The sequence below is a fragment of the Arthrobacter sp. Ha26 genome, assembly GCF_059091705.1.
In genome coordinates this window covers 267,240-286,179 of sequence record NZ_JBNHGX010000004.1, presented here as the reverse complement: position 1 = coordinate 286,179, position 18,940 = coordinate 267,240, and the positions used below count along the sequence as shown (strand labels likewise).

The 18,940-nt window shown below is 66.1% G+C and carries 17 protein-coding genes and 3 tRNA genes; 6 read left to right on the top strand and 14 right to left on the bottom strand.

The window, feature by feature from the left end; translation table 11 throughout:
• The first annotated feature begins 79 nt into the window (after window positions 1-79).
• Window positions 80-607, top strand: a complete 528-nt coding sequence (locus AC5RVY_RS12005; RefSeq protein WP_493954931.1) for a M23 family metallopeptidase — start codon at window positions 80-82, stop codon at window positions 605-607.
• A gap of 30 nt (window positions 608-637) precedes the next feature.
• Here AC5RVY_RS12005 and AC5RVY_RS12000 read toward each other — a convergent pair whose 3' ends face one another.
• From AC5RVY_RS12000 to AC5RVY_RS11975, 6 genes are all read right to left on the bottom strand, one after another.
• Complete coding sequence (locus AC5RVY_RS12000; protein WP_493954930.1) at window positions 638-1,825, bottom strand: acyl-CoA dehydrogenase family protein; 1,188 nt, start codon at window positions 1,823-1,825, stop codon at window positions 638-640.
• Window positions 1,826-2,214: 389 nt separating this feature from the next.
• Window positions 2,215-2,288, bottom strand: a tRNA-Ile gene (locus tag AC5RVY_RS11995).
• A 76-nt stretch (window positions 2,289-2,364) separates the two neighbouring features.
• Window positions 2,365-3,561: a glycosyltransferase gene (locus AC5RVY_RS11990; protein WP_493954929.1), complete on the bottom strand. Its 1,197-nt coding sequence runs from the start codon at window positions 3,559-3,561 to the stop codon at window positions 2,365-2,367.
• A gap of 129 nt (window positions 3,562-3,690) precedes the next feature.
• A complete protein-coding gene (locus AC5RVY_RS11985; RefSeq protein WP_493954928.1) occupies window positions 3,691-4,599 on the bottom strand; it encodes a DMT family transporter in 909 nt (302 codons plus the stop codon).
• Window positions 4,599-5,219, bottom strand: a complete 621-nt coding sequence (locus AC5RVY_RS11980; protein ID WP_493954927.1) for a CDP-alcohol phosphatidyltransferase family protein — start codon at window positions 5,217-5,219, stop codon at window positions 4,599-4,601. Before AC5RVY_RS11980 ends, AC5RVY_RS11985 begins: the two co-directional genes overlap by 1 nt.
• Before the next feature lie 96 nt (window positions 5,220-5,315).
• The gene (locus AC5RVY_RS11975; protein ID WP_493954926.1) at window positions 5,316-6,170 is read right to left on the bottom strand and encodes a phage holin family protein; all 855 of its coding nucleotides are present in this window, start codon (window positions 6,168-6,170) and stop codon (window positions 5,316-5,318) included.
• A gap of 177 nt (window positions 6,171-6,347) precedes the next feature.
• On the opposite strand from AC5RVY_RS11975, the gene AC5RVY_RS11970 reads away from it, so the two are divergent.
• The 3 genes from AC5RVY_RS11970 to AC5RVY_RS11960 all read left to right on the top strand — a co-directional run bounded on the left by AC5RVY_RS11970 (window position 6,348) and on the right by AC5RVY_RS11960 (window position 8,248).
• Window positions 6,348-7,571: a multidrug effflux MFS transporter gene (locus AC5RVY_RS11970; protein WP_493954925.1), complete on the top strand. Its 1,224-nt coding sequence runs from the start codon at window positions 6,348-6,350 to the stop codon at window positions 7,569-7,571.
• The gene (locus AC5RVY_RS11965; protein ID WP_493954924.1) at window positions 7,571-7,765 is read left to right on the top strand and encodes a hypothetical protein; all 195 of its coding nucleotides are present in this window, start codon (window positions 7,571-7,573) and stop codon (window positions 7,763-7,765) included. Before AC5RVY_RS11970 ends, AC5RVY_RS11965 begins: the two co-directional genes overlap by 1 nt.
• A 75-nt stretch (window positions 7,766-7,840) precedes the next feature.
• Window positions 7,841-8,248: a hypothetical protein gene (locus AC5RVY_RS11960; RefSeq protein ID WP_493954923.1), complete on the top strand. Its 408-nt coding sequence runs from the start codon at window positions 7,841-7,843 to the stop codon at window positions 8,246-8,248.
• Window positions 8,249-8,299: 51 nt separating this feature from the next.
• Here the strand turns inward: AC5RVY_RS11960 and AC5RVY_RS11955 are convergent.
• From AC5RVY_RS11955 to AC5RVY_RS11930, 6 genes are all read right to left on the bottom strand, one after another.
• Window positions 8,300-8,372, bottom strand: a tRNA-Asn gene (locus AC5RVY_RS11955).
• 124 nt (window positions 8,373-8,496) lie between these two features.
• A tRNA-Asn gene (locus AC5RVY_RS11950) sits at window positions 8,497-8,569 on the bottom strand.
• 77 nt (window positions 8,570-8,646) lie between these two features.
• Window positions 8,647-10,575, bottom strand: a complete 1,929-nt coding sequence (gene dnaG / locus AC5RVY_RS11945) for a DNA primase (RefSeq protein ID WP_493954922.1) — start codon at window positions 10,573-10,575, stop codon at window positions 8,647-8,649.
• A gap of 52 nt (window positions 10,576-10,627) precedes the next feature.
• The gene (locus AC5RVY_RS11940) at window positions 10,628-11,917 is read right to left on the bottom strand and encodes a deoxyguanosinetriphosphate triphosphohydrolase (protein WP_493954921.1); all 1,290 of its coding nucleotides are present in this window, start codon (window positions 11,915-11,917) and stop codon (window positions 10,628-10,630) included.
• Window positions 11,910-13,088, bottom strand: coding sequence for a tRNA dihydrouridine synthase DusB (gene dusB / locus AC5RVY_RS11935; protein WP_493954920.1), 1,179 nt, complete (start codon window positions 13,086-13,088; stop codon window positions 11,910-11,912). The genes AC5RVY_RS11940 and dusB overlap by 8 nt, the downstream gene beginning before the upstream one ends.
• A gap of 111 nt (window positions 13,089-13,199) precedes the next feature.
• Window positions 13,200-14,594: a YibE/F family protein gene (locus AC5RVY_RS11930; RefSeq protein WP_493954919.1), complete on the bottom strand. Its 1,395-nt coding sequence runs from the start codon at window positions 14,592-14,594 to the stop codon at window positions 13,200-13,202.
• A gap of 180 nt (window positions 14,595-14,774) precedes the next feature.
• On the opposite strand from AC5RVY_RS11930, the gene AC5RVY_RS11925 reads away from it, so the two are divergent.
• Both AC5RVY_RS11925 and AC5RVY_RS11920 read left to right on the top strand, forming a co-directional pair.
• Complete coding sequence (locus AC5RVY_RS11925; protein ID WP_493955056.1) at window positions 14,775-15,533, top strand: alpha/beta hydrolase; 759 nt, start codon at window positions 14,775-14,777, stop codon at window positions 15,531-15,533.
• 81 nt (window positions 15,534-15,614) lie between these two features.
• Window positions 15,615-16,442 carry a lysophospholipid acyltransferase family protein gene (locus AC5RVY_RS11920; protein ID WP_493954918.1) on the top strand — a complete coding sequence of 276 codons (828 nt, stop codon included), beginning with the start codon at window positions 15,615-15,617 and terminating at the stop codon, window positions 16,440-16,442.
• Between the two features lie 22 nt (window positions 16,443-16,464).
• Here the strand turns inward: AC5RVY_RS11920 and AC5RVY_RS11915 are convergent, their stop codons facing one another.
• Both AC5RVY_RS11915 and AC5RVY_RS11910 read right to left on the bottom strand, forming a co-directional pair.
• On the bottom strand, window positions 16,465-17,514 hold the full coding sequence (locus tag AC5RVY_RS11915; RefSeq protein ID WP_493954917.1) for a GNAT family N-acetyltransferase: 1,050 nt from the start codon (window positions 17,512-17,514) through the stop codon (window positions 16,465-16,467).
• Window positions 17,515-17,516: 2 nt separating this feature from the next.
• Window positions 17,517-18,902: a glycine--tRNA ligase gene (locus AC5RVY_RS11910; protein ID WP_493954916.1), complete on the bottom strand. Its 1,386-nt coding sequence runs from the start codon at window positions 18,900-18,902 to the stop codon at window positions 17,517-17,519.
• Window positions 18,903-18,940 lie beyond the last annotated feature (38 nt).

Here is an 18,940-nt window from a genome sequence, read left to right as displayed (position 1 = left end):
ACGACGGCGCCGCCGCGCCTTTTCCACATAGGGAAGCGTGCCCCTGCCGGCAGCATTTCAACCGTCGCAGGCTGGACACATGAAACCTCCGGCACTGCTTGCGGCCCTGCTCCTGCTGCCCGCATCCCTGGCCCCCACGGGGGAAGCACTGGCGCTCAGCCCCGCGTCCCCGGCACCTGCCGCAATCGTGGCGGCACCATCGTGGCGCTGGCCGCTCTCCCCGCGCCCCGCCGTGCTCCGGGATTTTGATCCCCCGCCCAAGCCTTGGCTCAGCGGCCACCGCGGCGTGGACCTGGAAGCAGCGTCCGACGGCGTGCCGGTCATCTCGCCGACCGCCGGGACGGTCAGCTTCGTGGGTGTGGTGGTGGACCGGCCGGTGATCACCATAGACCATGGCAATGGTTTGCGCAGCAGCTTCGAGCCGGTGGACAGCAGCTTGGCCGCTGGAAGCGTGGTGGAGGCGGGGCAGCCCATTGGAACGCTCCTTGCAGGGCACTGCCCCGCCACAGCTTGCGTCCACTGGGGTGTTCGACGCGGCGACGAGTACGTCAATCCGCTGCAGTTTGTGATGGATCTGCGTCCGTCCATCCTGCTGCCGCTGGGCTGACAGCAGGATGGGCGGGGGAAACGATCCGGGTCACACGATGGCGGAGATGCCGGTAATCGCCCGTCCGGTCACCAGCGTATTGATCTCGTGGGTTCCCTCGTAGGAATAGATGGCTTCGGCGTCGGCGAAGATCTTTGCCATTTCGAAGTCGGTCACGATGCCGTTGCCGCCCAGGAGGTTCCGACCGATGGCCACGCTCTCACGCATCCTGGCCGTGGTGAACGCTTTGGCCAGCGCTGACTGCTCGTCCCTCGCTTCTCCGGCATCCTCCAGCTGGGACAGCCTCACCATCATGGCCATGGAACTGACGGTATTGCCCAAAATCTGCACAAGCTGATTTTGCACCAGCTGGAAGGAGGCCAGCGGCCGGCCGAACTGCTGGCGCTCCACTGCGTAGCGGCGTGCCACGTCGAAGGCGGCCATCTGCTGGCCCACAGCCTGCCAGGCGACGCCGAGGCGGGTGACTTTGAGGACCTTGTTGACGTCGCGGAAGCTGTTGGCATGGGCCAGCTTATAGAAGTCCGGCACCACCACATTGTCCAGGGTGATATCGGCGTTCTGGACTGTCCTCAGGGCGATCTTGTTCTCGATCTTCTCCGCCCTGAAGCCCTTGAGCGTGGTGTCCACCAGGAAGCCCTTCACCTGGTTGTCTTTGATGTCGCGTGCGTAGATGACAACCCAGTCGGAGAAGGTGGCGTTTCCAATCCAGCGCTTGGCTCCGTTGAGGATCCAGGAGTCCCCCTCGCGCCGGGCAGTGGTGCGCGTCCCGCCGGCCACGTCTGATCCGCCGAGGGGTTCCGTGAGGCCGAAGGCCCCGATTTTCTTGAGCGCATAGATGTCAGGGAGCCAAGCGTCCTTTTGTTCCTGAGAGGCGAGCGCTTCGATGGAGCCGGTGAAGAGTCCGTCATGGACGCCCATAAACGTGGAAATGGAGGCATCGGCCCGGGTCACCTCGGCGTGCATCAGGCCGGCGAAGAGGTTGGAGTGGCCCTGCCGTCGGACGGGGCTGACGAGGTCGATGTCCGCAAGTTTCGGAATCAGCTCCATGGGGAATTCCCCCCGGTTCCAGAAATCCACAGCGATGGGCTTGACCTCCCGGACCAGGAAGTCCCGGACTTCTGCCAGCCGGTCCTGCTCCTTGGTGCTGAGCATCTGCTCAAAGGCATAGAAGTCGCCGTCGGGATACGGCAGGTTGAGGTCTGTAGCGGAAGTGGACATGGTTACCTCGCAAGTGATCAGCGGTGACCGGGGCTCGCGGAATGAGCACGGTATGTTACTGCTCAGTAACATACCGCAGATCCGGATCTTAGGGAACCACGCGCCATCACCTCCCGCAGCCCTTACTTCAACCCGCCATCAGTTCCTGGTGCGGTCCGACGGCGTCTGCTGCCGCGAGCCTTCACCGAGAGTACCTGCGGGAGATCAGGGGGGTTCCCCCAATCCATGCGGGAGATGATGGGGCGTTCCCACGATCGATGCGGGAGATGATGGGGCGTTCCCCCGAGCCCTGCAGGAGGTGATGGGGCGTCCCTTTGTTGCGTCACCCCTCTAACGGGAAAAACCGCGACCGGAGAAGGTGCACCGGCCGCGGTTTCCGCGTTGTTGAGTAGGGCTACTCGGACTTGAACCGAGGACCTTAGGATTATGAGTCCCGCGCTCTAACCAGCTGAGCTATAGCCCCCCACGCCCTGGCCGGCCCTCCTCAAATGCGGAGAAGCTTGCGGGGCAAAATTACTCTAGCAAACCCGGCAAAGTGTTCAGACCACTTTGTCCTCGAAGCGTGCGCCCAGGTACAGGTCCTCGAATGTCTGCAGGGTTCCTTCGATGCTGTGCGGTTCCACCATCTGCCGGCTGACCTGGCCCATGGCGGCACGCTGGTCGGCGGGCAGCTCCAGGATCCTGGTGATCTTCTTGGCCAGGTCGTCGCTGTCACCGGGGGTGAAGAGGTATCCGTTTTCGCCGTCGCGCACCAGGTGCGGCAGGGCCATGGCGTCAGCGAGTACAACCGGGGTGGACGCCGACATCGCTTCCAGTGTCACCAGGGACTGGAGCTCTGCCGTGCCCGGCATGCAGAAGAGATCAGCCCGGATGTAGGCCTTCCGCAGTTCTTCGTCGCTGGCCAGGCCCAGGAACTTCACCCTATCCCCCAGCCCAAGCCGGTGGACAAGGTTTTCGAGGTTTGACCGGACTTCGCCGCCGCCAACGATTTCCAGGTGCACCTTCATCTCGGGGGGCGTCTTGCTGACAGCCTCGATCAGCACATCCACATGCTTTTCTTCCGCCAGTCGTCCAACGAACAACACTGTGGGGTGCGGGTGCGGTTCGATGTGCTCGCCGGGCTGCAGTTCGTAGGCGGCGGAGTCGATGCCGTTGGACAGCGGAAGGACTTTGCGCAGGAAGGCGTGCTGGTGCATGGCCTTGGCCGCCAGGGGGGTGGGTGTGGTCACGACGTCGGCCTGACCCATCACCTTGCCCATGTCCTTCCAGGAAATGCGCCCGATGATGTTCTTGAACCACTGCGGAAACGGGAGGAACGGGTTGAGGTTTTCCGGCATGAAGTGGTTGGTTGCAACAATGCGGATGCCCCGCCGGACAGCCTCGTAGAGGACGTGCTCGCCGATCATGTAGTGGCTCTGGATGTGCACTACGTCGGGCTGGACGCGGTCGAAGAGGAGGCTGATTTCCTTCTTGATCTCCCAAGGAAAGCAGATCCGGAAATATTCATGCGTGGGGACCCCGTGCGAGCGGAGCCGGTGCACGGTTGCCTCGGACCGGAACTCGGTGAAGCTCTTGCCGTTGTCCGCACGGCAAGCCAGCACATGGACGTTGTGGCCGCGGCCGGTCATTCCCTTGGCCAGGCGGTAGCCGAACTGGGCTGCGCCGTTGATGTGCGGCGGATAGGTATCGGCGGCTATCAGAATGGTCAGGGGTCGCGGGTCTGCGGGCGTGGTCACGTGGAGGGCTCCTGATGGTCACGGTGCGGACAGCGGTACTGACAGCACGGCCGGCCGCGGCTGGCGCCGGGGCCTCGTGTATTTGCTCGGTGGAAAGAACTCGGTGGAAAGCGGACTGGGTGGGAGGGACTACAGGGACGGCTTGCCCGCGGCCCGCCGCGCGTCCTTCTTGCGCTTGGTGACCTCGGGGTGATGCCTGGAAAGGGCGATGACACCCACGATAGCAAGGGATGCGGCGGTTCCCATGGCTATGGCCATCACGGCATGCACATCCGGGCGGAGTTCCCCCAGGATGGTAATGCCGATGGCGATGCCCACGATAGGGTCAATCACCGTAAGCCCGGCGATCACGAGGTCCGGGGGGCCCGCGGAGTAGGCGTTCTGGACAAACCATGATCCCAGGCCGCCGGCGGCGATGATGGCCAGCACGGAATACCACTGCACGTTCAGCAGGAACAGGCCGTTGGGGTCGAGCAGGTGCTTGCCGATGATGCGGGTCAGCACGGCCACAAAACCGAAGAGCATACCCGCCCCCAGGATGTAGACGAAAGCGTTCATCCGGTGCCTGAACATCATGGCAAGGGTGCCGAAGAGGCCGACGGCGAGGGCGAGCAGCAGCACGATGGTGAGTTCGGCATCCAGGCTCACATGGTGGTTTTCCTGGGTGACGTTAACCGCCAGGAGCACAAAGAGGGCCGAACCCGTGACGCAGGCCGCGATGGCAACCACGGTGGCACGGTTGATGGTGAGGTCCTGGTCCCGCGCGTTGACGATGGTGGTGATCACCAGCGCGATGGCGCCGATGGGCTGGACAACGGTGAGCGGGGCTGACACCAGGGCCACCGCGTTCATGGCCATTCCCACACACAGCAGCAGGAGGCCGAACACCCAGCGCGGGTTCCTCAGGAGTCGGAGGAACCCGTTTGAACTCAGCGCCAGGCCGCCGGTATCGGCCTTGACCGCACTCCCCTGGCGCTGCGCACCCAAAGCCAGGCAGAACGCACCCAGCACCGCCAGCACAACGGCGAGCCAGACCATCAGGTGCTCCCGTCGTCGTGATGCAGGGCCCTGCCTTTGCGCAGGATGGCCCAGAAGTAGTTGTAGGCGGCTATCCAGTGGCCGACCAGTCCCAGGCCCAGCACGATCCACGCTGCGACGAACAGCTCATCGGCGAGCGGCGTGTCCAGCCGCGAGAGAACCAGCAGCGGGGTGCCCAGAAGCAGCAACCCGGTGCGGACCTTCCCCACAACACTGACCGGAAGGTCCGGGTGGCCGCGGAAGATGGACAGTGTCAGTGCCAGCAGTATGGCGTCCGGGATGACCAGCGCGGCAAGGTACAGCCAGTGGACGACGCCGGCAATCACCAGCGTGACGGCGACGGCGATCAGCGCCAGGCGGTCGGCGATGGGATCCAGGACCCGCCCGAGCTTGGAGGCCTGGTCGAAGCGGCGGGCAATGTATCCGTCGATCCAGTCGGTGCCTGCCATGATCGCGAGGACCACAACGCCTGCGGCGTACTGCTTTTGCCCGAGGACAAGCCAGATGAACAGCGGTACACCCATAAAGCGCACCACGGTGAGCAGGTTGGGGATGGTGAAGACGCGGTCGTGGTCCACCTGCGGGCGGCCGGGACGGGAGCCGGCACCGATGAACTTCATCCCGTCCCCTTTCCTTCCTGCTGCCCTCCGGCGCGGACTAATGATTGTGTGCGTGTGCTCCTCGCGCTGCCCGGGCTTGGCCAGGCAGGGCCGGCGCTAGTACGTGCGCAGGAGTCTGCGGACCAGCACGACGAACAGGGTGCCGGCGGCGGCGAAGGCAGCCAGTGGTTTCCATCGGTTGCCCAGGCCGCCGGTGGTTTCTGTAAGAGCGGCGAGCCGGCTGGCGGCGAGGTCTTTGCCCCGGCCGGCGAGGACCTGGCCCTCGCGCAGCCTGCCCTGGGCGGCGCCGAGCAGGAACCGGGCCTGGGTTTTGACGTCGAGCTCCGCACCGAGGTCGTCGCGGACTTCGGTGAGGTGGTGCCGCCGCTGGCTCAGGCGTCGGGCGATTTCCGGCTCGGAGGCCTGCGGGAATTCCTTGTTGTGTTCGGCAGCCTTGGCTTCCTTCTCTGCCTTGGCCTTGGCAGCCGCCTCCGCCTTGGCAGCCTTGGCAGCTTTCGCCTCAGGACTCTGCGGATCCAGGACCGCAGGGTTGAAGGCCGATCCCTCCTTGGCAACGCCGACGTCGTACTTGATGCCGCGAATAGTCTCCTCCGGCAGCAGCGGCATGGCCTTCTTGAACCTGCTGACGCCGATCAGGCCCCCAATGAGTGCAATCAGCAGGAACGCGGCGGAAACCAGCAGGGCGGCGAGCCAGGCGGGCATGATGGTGGCCAGGCCCATGATGGCGGCAACGATCAGTCCCACCACGAGGAAGAGGACGAAGACCAGGGCAACAGCGAGGAATGCAGCGGCAACTCCGACCTGGACACCTTTGCGCTTCAGCTCGATCTTCGCAAAGGCGATCTCGTCGTTCAGCTGGCGGGGTGCCAGCCGGAAAAGGAGTTTAAGCGTCCCGGGAAGCGCGGAGATGCGCACTCCCTGGCTGGTCCGCCCGCTGTGACGTCCGCTCATCGGTCCCGCCTTACTGTTTCATGGTGGATTCGGCTTCCATGGCTGCGGGAGAGTGCAGCTGCACCGTCCCCGCCCCCAAAACTATCATTGAGGGTCAGGGCCAACTTCGGGGCTTGCCGGACGGCGTGGCCTACAACGCTGCAAAAATCCGTTGCTGCGGCCATAGGATTGGTCTCCGTGAGCATTCCGAGCAATCCGGGCGATCTGTTGAGCCGCCGCCGCAAACTTCTGTACATCCTCCTTCTCGGCGCCCTGACTGCCTTGGGTCCGTTCACGATCGACCTTTACCTGCCGGCGTTCCCGGCCCTGGAGGCGAGCCTGGGCGTGACCGAAGCCCAGGTCCAGCTCACCCTGGCCGGGACCACCGTAGGGTTCGCCTTTGGCCAGCTGGTGGTGGGGCCGTTCAGCGACAAGGTGGGCCGGCGGATGCCGTTGATCCTCGCCACGGCACTGCATATTGCGGCGTCATTGGGCGCCGCCCTGTCCACTGACATCACCACGCTGGGGATCTTCCGCGTCCTGATGGGCGTGGGGGCCGCCGGCGGTGGCGTGGTGGCCATGGCCATGGTGCGGGACCTGTTCTCCGGCTACGCCATGGTCAAGATGTTTTCCCGGATGTCTTTGGTGAACGGGCTGGCACCCATTTTGGCCCCGGTGATCGGCTCACAACTGCTCCTGGTGATGGCGTGGCCGGGGATCTTCGTGTTCCTTGCGGGGTACGGCACCATTGTCATCATCGCCGCCCTGTTCCTGGTCCGCGAGACGTTGCCGCCGGGAAAGCGCCAGCAGAGCGGGATGACTGTCCGCCAGCGCTACCGCGTCCTGTTCAGTGACAGGATTTTTGTGGGCCTGCTGATGGTGGCGGGCATGAACTTCGGCGGGTTGTTCACGTACCTCTCGGCTTCCCCCTTCCTGTTCCAGGATGTGTTCGGCTTCTCCCCGCAGGAGTACGGCCTGCTCTTTGGCATCAACTCCCTGGGTATTGTTGCCGGGATCCAGACCAGCTCTCGCCTGATCCGGCGGGTGCCGCCGCAGTGGATCCTCGCCGGAGCCACGGCCTGGACCTTCCTGATGGCCATGCTGATCGTGGTGTTCGACCAGCTGGGGTTCGGCCTCTGGGGCGTCATGGTCCCCCTGTGGTTCTACATCATGGGCACAGGTTTTATGTTTCCCTGCGTCCAGGTGCTCGCCCTGGCCGGCCATGCCGGGCAGGCCGGCACGGCAGCCTCCCTGCTGGGTGCGGCCACCTTCCTGACGGCCGGCCTTATCTCCCCGGTGGTCGGGTGGCTCGGTATTACGAGCGCCACCCCGATGGGCGCGGTGCAGGCCGCCTGCATCCTGCTGGCCATCGCGGCCCTGTGGCTCGTGGTCCGGCCCCGTACCGTCCCCTCCATCCACTGATGCCCAGGCACCCTGCCAGGCGCAAGCCGCACCGGAACCGCCGGGGACTCTTCCTCGGGGCGGTGCTGGGCGCCGTCGTGGGTTACTTTGCCGGGCGGGCGCTGGGCAACCCCGCCATGGGCATTGTCCTGGGCATGCTGGCCGGTTCCGCCCTGCTGTACCGGGTGAACCCCGGGCCCTGGAACCGTTCCTGAACCTTCTGCCCAGCAATGGTGTTGGCTGCCGCGCCGTCTGCCGCCGGATGCCTCTCCCGCGATAAAATGTTGTTTGTGCCCAGCTGGCAGGATCAACCGCAGCTCCCGGCCGCGTGGCAACGGTGCGATACCCGGATCCTGCCACTGTGGTGGGAACGCTTGTGTGCCCAGAGCGGCGAGCAGTCGGCGGCACTCTACGCGGCCGGGCTGTTCACCGAGGACCGCCGCCGGCCCATCGCGCAGTGGTACAACCCCGCCTTCAAGGCAGCGCTCCTGGTGGCCCCTGAAACCTCGCCCGAGTGGCCCGTGCAGCGGTTTGGTATCTTCTATGCGCCGCCGGCTACAGGATTTGTCCGTGTCCATTCCGCACCGCATGAGTGGAACCCGCGCCAGCCGCGGAAGTCGCCCACCGAAAAGGAGGCGTTCCTGGCCGCCATCGCGGAGGCGGAGCGTTTCCTGCAGGTGGAAATGGACTTCGTCTGAAAGAAAAATCCCCGCTCCTTCCTAGGGAGGGAACGGGGATTTTTTGTAGGGCTCCTCCTGCTGGACTTGAACCAGCAACCCTTCGATTAACAGTCGAATGCTCTGCCAATTGAGCTAAGGAGGAATGAAGCAGGTATGACATTAGCAAAGGTTCCGCGCCAAAGTGAAATCGGCGGATTTACGGGCGAGACGGCAGTTTTCGGGCATAAAAAATCCCCGTTCCGGTGGCCCGGAACGGGGATTGTGCGCTCCTCCTGCTGGACTTGAACCAGCAACCCTTCGATTAACAGTCGAATGCTCTGCCAATTGAGCTAAGGAGGAATGAAGCGGGTATTAGCCTAGCAAACACCCGGGCTGGAAGCGAAATCGAGGGACGGGCACAGCCAGCGGAGGCCGTCTTATGCCTCCGCGCGCAGGGCGCGGCGTTCCATTTCGAGCATCATGAGCTCGCGGTTAAGCCGCTGGTAGGTCTCCGGATCCGCCGCAGGGTCCAACCGCTGCAGCTGGCCCATCTTGTCGGCCTTGACCCGGGTGATCTGCAACTCGAACAGCCGCGACAGGATGTCCCGGCAATACTTCCGGACCGCCTCCTCGGTGCTGGCAGGCAGCGGCACCACGGCCAGCTCCGACACCAGCGGCCGCAGCGGCTCCGGAACCTCGTGCATCACGTGCTCCACCCAGCGCACCGGGTCCGCGGTGAGGGCCGGGCCGGTGGCACGCATGGCGTCGTGCACAGCCTGGAAGGCCGGGGTGGCGAACCGGGCAGCGGCGAAGCTGTCCCAGACCCCGCCGGCCAGCAGCGCGGGCTCCTGCAGGGCAACTTCGAGCGCCTGGCGTTCCATGGAGGCCACCGGGTCCCGCGGGTCCGGCCGGTGGAAGCTGGGAACAGCGCCCGACGGCGGCCCAACCGCTATGCCGGGTCCGCCCGGTTGGGCGGGGCGGGAGGGAGTCCCCGGAAATGAGGCGGCCGGCCCAGCCTGATCGCCCCGCTTCACACCGTTCTTCACTTCAGCATTGACCAGGCGCAGCACTTCGTTGGGGTCCGGCATGCCCAGCCACCCGGTCAGGGCCTGGCAATAGCCGGTGCGGGTTGATGCGTCGCGAATGGCGGCGACAACGGGCACGGAGGCTTTCAGGCCCTGTACGCGGCCTTCCACGGTGTCCAGGTTGAACTGCTTCAGCGTGGTGCGGATGGCGAACTCAAAGAGGGGCCTGCGGGACTGCACCAAGGCGTGCACTGCTTGGTCGCCCCTGCTCTGGCGCAGGTCGCAGGGGTCTGCTCCGGTCGGTTCCACCGCCACGTAGGTCTGCGCGGTGAACCGCTGGTCCTCCTCGAAGGCGCGCAAGGCGGCCTTTTGGCCTGCGGCATCGCCGTCGAAGGTGAAGATAACCTCTCCCCCGGTGCCGTCGTCGGAGAGCAGCCTGCGGGCTATCTTGATGTGCTCGGTGCCGAACGCGGTTCCGCACGTGGCCACCGCCGTCGGAATTCCTGCCAGGTGGCAGGCCATTACGTCGGTGTAGCCCTCCACCACCACCAGCTGCCGGTCCTTGGCGATATTGCGCTTGGCGAGGTCGATCCCGTAGAGCACCTGGGATTTCTTGTACAGCGTGGTCTCGGGGGTGTTGAGGTACTTGGGGCCTTGGTCGTCCTCGTAAAGCTTCCGGGCGCCGAAGCCGATGGTGTCCCCCGCGATGTCCCGGATGGGCCAGATCAGGCGGCCGCGGAAACGATCGTAAATACCCCGGTTTCCCTCGGAAAACATCCCCGTCAGCTTCAGCTCGGCGTCCGTGAAACCCCGGCCGCGGAGGTGCTTGAGCAGCGCATCCCAGCCCTGCGGGGCGTAGCCGACGCCGAACTGTTCGGCGGCGGCACGATCGAACCCGCGGCCGTGCAGGAACGTGCGCGCCTCCGCGGCTCCGCTGGTCAGAAGCTGCGCCTGGAAGAATTCGTCGGCGATTTTGTGGGCGTCCAGCAGCCGCTGCCGGCGCCCCACTTCTTCCCGGTTGGGGCCCGTACCGCCGTCCTCATACCGGAGCTCATAGCCGATCCTGGCGGCCAGCTTCTCCACGGCTTCCTGGAACGAACTGTGGTCCTGTTTCTGCACAAAGGCAATGACGTCGCCGTCCTCCCCGCAGCCGAAGCAGTGGTAGCGGCCCACCTGCGGGCGGACGGTAAAGGACGGCGAACGCTCGTCGTGGAAGGGGCACAGTCCCTTGAACGTCCCCAGCCCGGCGCCCTTGAGGGTGACGTAGCCGTCGACTACTTCCTTGATGTCCGTGCGCTGGCGTACTTCGTCGATATCTTCACGTTTGATCAGCCCAGCCACAGAGCAATCCTAGCCCCGGGGTACGACGGCGGCTGGAACCCTGTGGCGCCGCTCACCACAGCGACGGGAGGCTCCCTACCAGCCGTTCGTACATGGCCAGGGCGGAGCCGTCGGTGAGTGACGCCACCTGGTCGATGACCACGCGAAGGCGCGCACCGTCGTCGGGCGCGTCACGCCAGTCCGCGGCGAACATCGGCTCAAGGTGGCGGTCGCCGGTGGCGCTCAGGGCCGTGACCAGGGCGTGCAGCACCTCGCGCTGCCGCTCATAGATGGGCTGGCGGTGCTCGGTGGTCATCACGAAGGTGGTGGCCAGGCCCTTCATGACGGCGATCTCCATCACCGTCTCATCCGGAACCATGAGCTGGGCGTTGTACCGGGTCAGGTTCTCCGGCCCGTACACCGCCCGGGTTGTCTCCAGTGCGCTCTGGCAGAACCGGCCGATCAGCTGGCTGGTCATGTTCTTCAGGGCGGCCATGGATTTACGGCTGCCGTCGGCTTCCCGTACCCACACGTCCGTGGCTTCGAGCCGGGCCAGGGCGGCGTCGATGGCGGCGGGATCGTTGTGCGGCAGGTACCACTGCTTGGCGTAACCCACCACGCGGGCGCGGTGGTCCGGGTTGTCCATCCAGCGGAGCTGGAAATGGCCGGCAACGATCGCGTCCTCCACGTCGTGCACGGAATAGGAAATGTCGTCGGCCAGGTCCATGACCTGGGCCTCCAGGCAGGACCGGCGTTCAGGGGCACCTTCGCGGAGCCAGGTGAAGATGGGCAGATCGTCCTCGTAAGCGCCGAACTTGCTGGTCCGCTGGCCGTGGATCACCGGGGCCTCCAGCGCGGACCACGGGTATTTGGCAGCAGCGTCGAGGCTGGCCCTGGTGAGGTTGAGGCCCGCGGGCGCGCCGTCTGGCCCCAGGACCTTGGGTTCCAGCCGGGTCAGGAGGCGCAGGGTCTGGGCGTTGCCTTCGAAACCGCCGATGGCGTGTGCCACCTCATTCAGCGCCGACTCGCCGTTGTGCCCGAACGGCGGGTGGCCGAGGTCGTGGCTCAGGCACGCGGTGTCCACAACGTCGGGGTCGCAGCCCAAGGCGCGGCCCAGTTCACGGCCCACCTGGGCCACCTCGAGGCTGTGCGTGAGCCGGGTCCGGACGAAGTCGTCGGTGTCCGGTGCCACCACCTGGGTCTTGGCGCCCAGCCTGCGCAGTGCGGACGAATGGAGCACGCGGGCCCGGTCCCGCTCGAAGTCGGAGCGGTAGACACTCTTGGGCGGTTCCTCCACCCAGCGGGCGGAATCGTGGTTGTCGTAGCCGGGCAGCACCGGCGCGGAGGTCCGGGTCTCAGCCACCTGAAACGTCCAGTTCAGCGGCAGAGATGTCCGCGGACTGTGCAGCATTCAGGGCCCGGGAGTCCAGCCAGTCCTTGGGCAGCGCCGGCCTTTTGGGCGAGCCTGCCCGCCCGCGCGGACCCTCTGCGTCCACGCCCGGGTACGGCGAGTCAAGGTCAAGCTCTGCCAGGGTCTCGCGCAGGACCTTGAGGCTGGTCACCAGCGCCAGGCGCGTCCGAAGCTCGCCGCCCACCACATAGCCCTTGAAGTACCAGGCAATGTGCTTGCGGATCTCGCGCAGCGCCTTACCCTCGTCTCCGAAGGTCTCCACCATCAGTTCCGCGTGCCGGTAGACACCCTCGGCCACCTGGCGCAGGTTGGGCCGGAAGCGGGTGTCGCTGCCTTCGAATGCAGCCTGCAGATCGCCGAACAGCCAGGGCCGGCCCTGGCAGCCGCGACCCACCACCACGCCGTCCACGCCGGTTTCGCGGACCATCCGAACGGCGTCCTCGGCGGACCAGATGTCACCGTTGCCCAGCACCGGGATGTCCGGCAGTGCCTCGCGCAGGCGGGCGATGGCGGACCAGTCGGCCTGGCCGGAGTAGAACTGCGCGGCGGTCCTGCCGTGAAGGGCGACGGCGGCCACTCCGGCATCGCGGGCGATGCGGCCGGCGTCGAGGTACGTCAGGTGGTCGTCATCGATGCCCTTGCGCATCTTGATGGTCAGCGGAACGTTGCCTTTGGACGCTTCCTTGACGGCGGTCTGCACGATGGAGGTAAAGAGGTCGATCTTCCAGGGCAGGGCCGAGCCGCCGCCCCGCCGGGTCACCTTGGGCACCGGGCAGCCGAAGTTCAGGTCGATGTGGTCCGCGCGGTCTTCCTCGACCAGCATGCGCACGGCGGCCCCGACTGTGCTGGGGTCAACGCCGTACAACTGGACGGACCGGACTTTTTCGTCGTCGTCGTGGGAGATGATGCGCAGGGATTCAGGGGTGCGTTCCACCAGGGCGCGGGAGGTGACCATCTCCGCCACGTACATGCCGCCGCCGTACTCCCGGCACAAACGGCGGAAAGCGGAGTTGGTGATGCCGGCCATCGGAGCCAGGATCACCGGGGTGTCCACGGTGATGGGACCCAGCTTCAGGGGCGGGAGTTCCAGCTTGGGGGCGGGATGGGTTGCTGCAACAGTCACCTGTCCATTGTTGCAAAGTGGCGCAAATCGGGCTGCCGGCCGCTGAAGTGCCCGTCCAGGCCACGGGTCCGCGATGAGCGGCGGGCACCCGGGCGGGGCGGCTTTGACCTGTCAGTCCCGCTCCGCGGCCCTGCGGCCGCGCCGGGTCTGGTACGCCGCGGCGGCGAGCGTGCCCGTGTCGATCACATCGTCCGGATCGACGGCGGGTTGCGCCGGCTCGCGGGCGGCAACCCGTTCCCTTGCCTCCCGGCGGTCCCCGCTGTCTGTTTCCCGCGCACCGGATCCCTGCAGCTCCACCGGCGCTGAACCCGTGGCCTTAACAACCAGCACCGCGATCAGCGTGGTGACCGGGATCGCCAGGACCAGGCCGATGGAACCAACCAGAGTGCGGATGACTTCTTCCGAAAGTTCGGCGCTGGTGAGGGTGTCCGCGAGCGGCCGGTCGTAGAGCATCACGATGATGAGGATGGGCAGCGCGGCACCGGCGTAGGCGAACGCGATGGTGTAGACGGTGGACGCGATGTGGTCGCGGCCAATCCGCATGGCCGAGGTGAACAGCTTCCGCGCACTGCTCTGCGGCGCGAGTTCATAGAGCTCCCAGACGGCCGAGGACTGTGTGATGGTCACATCGTTGAGGACGCCCAGCCCGGAAATGATGAGCCCGCACAGGATCACGCCGGAAATGGAGATGTTTGCCGAGGTATTCATCAGGGTGCTGGCGTCGTGGTTTCCCACCCCGGCAAGGTTGGCGGCGTCAGTGGCCCACGCCGCCAGGAGCGCAGTGATCGCCAGGCCGAAGATGGTGCCCAGGAGCGCGGTGGAGGTCCTGGCGGAGAAACCGTGCGCGAAGTACAGGACCCCGATCATGATCACGGTGGATCCCACCAGGGCCAGCAGCAGCGGAGGCTTCCCTTCCACCAGCCCCGGCAGCATAAAGCTCGCCAGCACGAAGTAGGCGCCGACGAGTCCGATCAGCGCGCGGAGGCCGCGCCATCGGGCAACGGCGATCACCACCGCCGCGTACAGCAGCGCGAGCAGGACAATGGGGAGGGTCCGGACGAAGTCCACAAAGATGTAGGCGGGCGAACCCTGCGACGCCGAGGCGCCCTGTGCGTTGGAGAGGTTCAGGTAGCGGATCTGGTCGCCTGGCTTGACCCCGTGGGACTTGGCGACATCCGGGTTGATGACCACCTTCACCGGGCTTCCGCCCTTGTCCGGTTCAGTGAACGCAAAGGTGCAGTCCGACCCCTGGCCCTGCCCGGTCTGGGACTGCTGGTTTTGGCCCTGCTGGTTTTGGCCTTGCTGGTTTTGGCCTTGGGCGGCCGCGCCCTGCTGGCTGACACCTTGCATGCAGTTCTCGATGGCCACGCTCTGGATGGTGCCTGTATCGAAGCTCACGCCCGGAGCGGCCGAATACGGATTGGCCAGGGAAATGCCCTCTTTGCTTCCCGAAGGCCACAGCATCACCATGCCGGCCAGCGTCAGGAGGGCCAGCGGGATCAGCACCGCCGCAAGAATCCGGTTTGCCCGCCGTCGAGCAGCAATCGCCTGTGGTGTCGGCTCCGAATGGTCTGTGGAAGCGTGGGAGTGGCCGGACCCCATCAGCAGTAGAACCTCATACGTTGAACTCTACGTCCGGCACCGTAGGGTTGATAAATGGATCGGCAGAACGGGGAGGAACCGGGCATGGCCAACCGCAGTACTGATGAAACTGGCAGTGTCGATGCAGGCGGAGCAGCGGCCGCAATAGTCCACCAGGCCGCACTGAGCGTGCTGCCGGCGTCAGGTCCCACCCTGGGCGTTGCCCTGGTGCTGCACGGGGGGAAGTCCCGCAGCCGCGAGCCGGTGGAGGCCCGGCACCTGAGCCCCGCGCGGATGGTGCCCTTTGCCAGGCACATCCACCGTGCCGGCCGGAACCACGGGCTTGCCGTCTGGTCCTTGCGGAACAGCGTGCGTGGTTGGAACGGGGACGAGATGACACCCCTGCAGGATGCCCGCTGGGCCTTGAAACAGATCAGCAACCGGCACCCGGACGTCCCAGTGTTCCTGGTGGGCCATTCGATGGGCGGCTTGACCGCCGTCTGCGCCGCGGACCATCCACAGGTGCAAGCGGTGGTGGCCCTGGCGCCGTGGCTTAGCCCGGGGACACCGGACGCGGGTGTAGCAGGGAAGAAGGTGCTGATTGTCCACGGCACGGTGGACCGGTGGACCAGCCCGGCGGCGTCGCTGGCGTTTTCCCGGCGGGCTGCGGCAGGTGCCACCTCGATGCAATACGTGGCGCTGAAGGGTGCGGGGCACTTCATGCTCCGCAAAATCCGGCTCTGGCACACCCTCTCCACGGGTTTTGTCCTGAAGGCTTTCAATGAAGCGGCAGGAGCGGACGCAGCCCTGCCGCGCGGGTTCGGGCAGCTGCTGCCGGAATCGTCGGTGCAGGTGACGCTGTAGCCGGCTTCCCCCGGGCTGACTTTCCCGCGGCCCCGGCCTGGACGGTGGGCCCGCGGCAGCGTCACGAACGAAAGGACCTCCATGGCCTGGCGCCCCCGTCCGAGTGACCGTTTCTACCGGCTGCTGGTCCGCCTTGGCCTGTTCCTCCAGTGGGCTTTCCAGGTCAAAATCCATGCCACCGGTTTGGAGCACCTGCCCCTGCCGGGACCGCGCCACGGCGCCGCTGCCCGCAGGGTCACTCCGGGTAGCGGCGCCGTTTTTGCCGTGACGCACTTCGGCTACCTGGACTTCGCCCCGGTGGAACTCATCCTGTGGAAGCATGCACGTGCCCAGCTGCGGTTTATGATCCACCAGGGCGCGGCGGACCACTGGCTCGCGGGCCCGGCGATCAGTGCCACCAACAGCGTGGTGGTGGGGTATGCGGAACGTGCCGGAGCCCTCGACGAGGCCGTGGCCCAGCTGAAGAGCGGCGAGTATCTGGCCATATTCCCGGAAGCCGGTGTGAGCAGGAGCTTCAAGGTCCGGGAGTGTAAAACGGGCGCCGTCAGGATGGCTGCGGAAGCAGGCGTACCGGTCATCCCAGTCTCCGTCTGGGGCGCCCACCGGCTGCTCACCAGGGGCCACGGCTTTTCGCCGCCGCTCGCCTGGCGCGCGCCGGTCCGGGTCCATGTTGGTGTGCCACTGCAGGTTCCGCCGAACGTTGACGCCGAAGCCGCCACTGCCGAACTTCGCACCCGGCTCCAGGCGGGAATCGACGCCTGCATCGCCGACTTTCCCCTGATTGCCCGCCCGGGAGCCTGGTGGATGCCGGCAGACCTCGGCGGCGGCGCCCCGACAGAAGCCGAGCGGCAACTCATGGACGCGGAAGATGCAGTGAGGGGCCGCCGTCGTAATGGCCGCCGCCGGTAGCTCCCGTTGGCGGGCCCGCGGCTTAGTCCGAGACCACCAGGGTTTCCGGGCCGGCAAGGCGGGCCTTGCCGCTGTCCAGCAAGGGCTCGACGGCGGCGCGCAGGGCCGCCATGGAATCGTCCAGTTCCAGCATGACGGGGTGCTGGTACGCGATCAGCGCGAGCATGTCCCGGACAGCCTCGGCAGCATCATCCGCAGCAAGCCCGGGCTCATGGCCGACGAACACGTCCGTTGGCGCTTCCTGCCCGACAGCCTCCTGCCCCGGGGCGGCGTCCTTTGCCAGCCCATGGTCCGGGCCCTCGGCCGGAGCAGCGTAGCTGACGGCAAAAGCGCGGATCCGGCCCTTTTTGCTCGGCGCCACCCCGGCACCGAAGGCGGACTCGGGCCGGGCACGCAGCACGATGGCGCCATGGGCTCCCGTGAGATCGTCCAGGAACAGCCTCTGCACCTGCCCCACGGACAGCACGCCCGGGGAATCCCAGCCGTGGATCGAGGTGTAGTACCGGCCCACAACGTCGGTCAGTTCCACGGAGCCGGTGGCGAGGTCCATCACCACGTCCGAGCCGGCGTCTTCGTCGTTGGCCGGCCCGTCGTCGTCCTTGACAGGGAACACGGGAAGGCGCAGGGCGCCGGGTTCCACCACCACCAGCCGGGAACGCTGGATCGGAGACAGGCCGAAGTGTTCGGCGAAGGCGGCGCCGGGGGTGCCCGGCTCCACCTTGGCGCGGAGCTTCGAAACGCCCGACGGCGACTGCTCGGCTTCGCGGCGCAGCATGGTCAGCAGCGTGGCGCCGATGCCGGAGCGCCGGTGGTCCCGTGCCACTTCGATGTACGTCCAGAGCCGTTCCGGGTGCAGCGACGCTTCGTACACCACGCCCGCTGCGACAGGGATGCCGACGCCGTCCATCACGTCCTCGGCCACGATGCAGCGCCGCCACGGGGTGTTGCCCCCGTCAGAAGACAGCGCCAGGGCGCCGCGGAACTGCCGGGCCTGGTGGGTCTCCGGGCCGCCCCAGATTTCCAGGAGGGCGAGGTCGTCCCCTTCCCGCCATTCGCGGTACTCGATTGCCACCGCTAGGCGCCGATCAGTCGTGCGGCCAGGTAGCCCTCCACCTTGTCCAGGGAGACGCGTTCCTGGCTCATGGTGTCCCGCTCACGGATGGTCACGGCCTGGTCCTCGAGGGTGTCGAAGTCCACTGTGATGCAGAACGGGGTGCCGATTTCGTCCTGGCGGCGGTAGCGCCGGCCGATAGCGCCGGCGTCGTCGAAGTCGATGTTCCAGTTCTTCCGCAGCTGCGTGCCGAGGTCCTTGGCCTTCGGGGACAGGTCCTCGTTGCGGCTCAGCGGCAGGACGGCGGCCTTGACCGGGGCAAGGCGCGGATCCAGCTTCAGGACGGTGCGGACATCGACGCCGCCCTTGGCGTTGGGCGCCTCATCCTCGGTGTAGGCGTCCACCAGGAACGCCATAAAGGAACGCGTCAGGCCGGCAGCGGGCTCGATCACGTACGGGGTGTAGCGCTCGTTGGTGGCCTGGTTGAAGTAGCTCAGGTCCGTGCCGGAGGCCTTGGCGTGGGTGGACAGATCGAAGTCGGTGCGGTTGGCGATGCCTTCCAGCTCGCCCCACTCCGAGCCCTGGAAACCAAAGCGGTATTCGATGTCCGTGGTGCCCTTGGAGTAGTGGCTCAGCTTCTCCTTCGGGTGCTCGAAGAAGCGCAGGTTTTCCTCGCGGATGCCCAGCCCGGTGTACCAGGCCATGCGCTCGTTCATCCAGTACTGGTGCCATTCCTCATCCGTGCCGGGCTCGACGAAGAACTCCATTTCCATCTGCTCGAACTCACGGGTGCGGAAGATGAAGTTGCCCGGCGTGATCTCGTTGCGGAAGGACTTGCCGATCTGGCCGATGCCGAACGGCGGCTTCTTGCGCGAGGTGGTGAGGACGTTGTTGAAGTTCACAAAGATGCCCTGGGCTGTTTCCGGGCGCAGGTAGTGCAGGCCTTCCTCGCTGGCCACGGGGCCCAGGAAGGTCTTCAGGAGCCCGGAGAATTCCTGCGGCTCAGTCCACTGGCCGCGGGTGCCGCAGTTGGCGCAGGCGATGTCCTTCAGGCCGTTCTCGGCTGGGCGGCCCTTCTTCTCCTCGTATTCTTCCTCGAGGTGGTCCGCGCGATAGCGCTTGTGGCAGGAGAGGCACTCCACCAGGGGGTCGGAGAAGACTTCCACGTGGCCGGAAGCTTCCCATACCTGGCGGGGCAGGATGACGGAGGAGTCGAGGCCCACCACGTCCTCGCGGCCGCGGACCATGGACTGCCACCACTGGCGTTTGATGTTTTCCTTCAGTTCGGCGCCGAGGGGCCCGTAATCCCAGGCAGAGCGCGAACCTCCGTAGATCTCACCGGCCTGGAACACAAAGCCCCTCCGCTTGGAGAGGGAAATGACCTGGTCGAGTACGGATTTTGCTGCCATGGGGGTAACTCCAATTTCTACAGGGCCGCTGGGTGCGG